At 72.9% G+C, this 2,082-nt stretch carries 2 protein-coding genes; one reads left to right on the forward strand and one right to left on the reverse strand.

The window, feature by feature from the left end; translation table 11 throughout:
- The first annotated feature begins 109 nt into the window (after nucleotides 1–109).
- Nucleotides 110–952 (forward strand): MerR family transcriptional regulator, encoded by an 843-nt coding sequence (locus QH283_RS05205; protein WP_280501875.1) that lies wholly within the window; start codon nucleotides 110–112, stop codon nucleotides 950–952.
- A 141-nt stretch (nucleotides 953–1,093) separates the two neighbouring features.
- Here the strand turns inward: QH283_RS05205 and QH283_RS05210 are convergent, their stop codons facing one another.
- Nucleotides 1,094–1,759, reverse strand: coding sequence for a fasciclin domain-containing protein (locus QH283_RS05210; RefSeq protein WP_280501874.1), 666 nt, complete (start codon nucleotides 1,757–1,759; stop codon nucleotides 1,094–1,096).
- Nucleotides 1,760–2,082: the final 323 nt, after the last annotated feature.

Genomic DNA, 2,082 nt, shown 5'->3' on the forward strand with positions numbered 1-2,082 from the left:
CCGGCGGCCTCCCGCCCCGGCTTGTGGTGGGGGGGGGGCGCGTTTTTGTGTATATGCCCCCGGTCCGGCCGCGCCCGGCCCCGGCGCGGGCGGGTACACGGTGCGGGTGGTGGCCGAACGCCTCGGCATCCCGACGGCCACCCTGCGCAGCTGGAACCGCCGCTACGGCATCGGCCCCGGTCAGGAACGGCCGGGCAAGCATCGCCTCTACACCGAATCCGACATCGCCACCCTCGAGCACATGCTCGACCTGATCCGCTCCGGCGCGAGCCCGGCGGGCGCGGCCGCGACGGTCACCGGGCGCGGCGCCCGGCCCGAGCTGGGACATTGGGAGCCGCTGCTGACCGCCGCCTTCGCGCTCGACTCGCGCGCGGTGTCGGCACAGCTCACCGCGCACCTCGAGGCCTACGGCGTCATGGACACCTGGAATCTGCTGTGCCGCCCCGCGTTCGCCGCGATCGTCGACCGCCAGCTCAGCGGCGAGGGCTGCATCGATGTCGAGCATCTGCTGTCGTGGTCGATCGCCGCGGCGCTGCACGCGGGCATCGCGCCCGCCGTCTCGGGGAGGACACCGGTGGCCGTGCTGGCCTGCACCAGCGGGGAGACGCACGCGCTCGCCCTGGAGGCGCTGCGGGCGGCCCTGGTCGAACGCGGCGCCAACGCGTGGATGCTCGGCGCGGACGTGCCGACCCCGGCCATCGCCGACGCCATCGCCCGGATCGAGGGACATCCCTACGTCGTGCTGTGGTCGCATCAGGAGACCACCGCCCTGACCTCGGCCATCCGGGTGTGCCTCGAGGCGGGTGCGCGGGTCCTGGTCGGCGGCCCCGGGTGGGACGAGGTGATCCTGCCCGAGGGCACGCTGCGCGTGCACAGCCTCGAGGGGGCGGTCGAGGCCATCATCGGCCCGGTCGCGGGCGACGGCGACTCGGAACCAGCCGAGGACATCTAGAACAGCGATCAGGTACGTGTCGGACGCCCGGACAGGTGCTCGGTGACCGACGCGGAGCGGGGGCGGTGACGCCGCGATCGCCCCAGCGAGCGATGCGGGGCGGGCCGATCCGCTCGACCCCGCCCCGCATCGATGCGCGCCTTACTGCGCGGGCGGCAGCAGCACCTGGTCGACCAGGTAGACCGTGGCGTTCTCGGTCTCCACGCCGCCGCAGACCACCGAGGCCTCGTTGACGGTGATGGTGTCGCCGTCCCTGGTCACGGTGACGTCGGAGCCCTCGACGGTGGTCTGGGTGCCCGCGATGTCGTCCGGGCCGATCCGGCCCGGCACCGCGTGGTAGGTCAGGATCTGGGTCAGCGCCGCCGAGTCGGTCTGCAGGCCCTCCACGGTGGCCGGGTCGAGCGCCTCGAAGGCGGCGTCCACCGGCGCGAAGACCGTGAACTCGCCGCCGTCGAGGGTGGCGGTGAGATCGACCTGCGGGTTCAGCCCGCCGGACAGGGCGGCGGCGAGCGTGGTGAGCACCGGGCTGTCGGCGGCGGCGGCCGACACCGGCTGGGTGGCCATGGACTCGAGCGAGCCGGGACCGCTGGGCACCTGCTCGGCGTAGGCCGCGCAGCCCGGGCCGACCGGTGCGGCCGCGGCGGCATCCTGCGCGGCGACGGTGGTGGTGACGGTGCTGGTGGCGACCGTGGTGGTGGCGTCGGCGCTGTCCGAGGACGACGAGTCGTCGTCGCTACAGGCGGCTCCGGCGAGCGCGATCGTCGACAGTGCCGCGATCAGTGCCGCGCGGGAAGTGCGAGTCCTCATGGTCCTTTCTCGTGTGAGCGGGTTTTCTGGGATTGGTTCCGCTCGATGCATCGATATTGCATCATTTGTACGGTAATGTGAAGTCCGCAGTCGAAATCGCAGCTCAGCCCGCCTCAGCGGACGACAGCCGCGAGCGAACCGTTCGCAACCGCGGACGACATACCCACATCGCCACCACGAACACACCCCACGTGCCGAGGCGCGTGACCGACGTACAGGAGAACGCCATGTTCCGCATCACCACCACCCGCACCCTCGGCCTGCTGGTCAGCGCGGGCGCCGCCGCGGCGCTGGGCCTGGCCGCGAGCCCGGCCGCCCAGGCC

Source organism: Nocardia farcinica, assembly GCF_029867845.1.
Classification (GTDB): Bacteria; Actinomycetota; Actinomycetes; order Mycobacteriales; family Mycobacteriaceae; genus Nocardia; species Nocardia farcinica_A.

Coding starts and splice junctions, on each gene's coding strand:
- QH283_RS05210 (WP_280501874.1), bottom strand. CDS start 1,759: ATGAGGACTCGCACTTCCCGCGCGGCACTGATCGCGGCACTGTCGACG.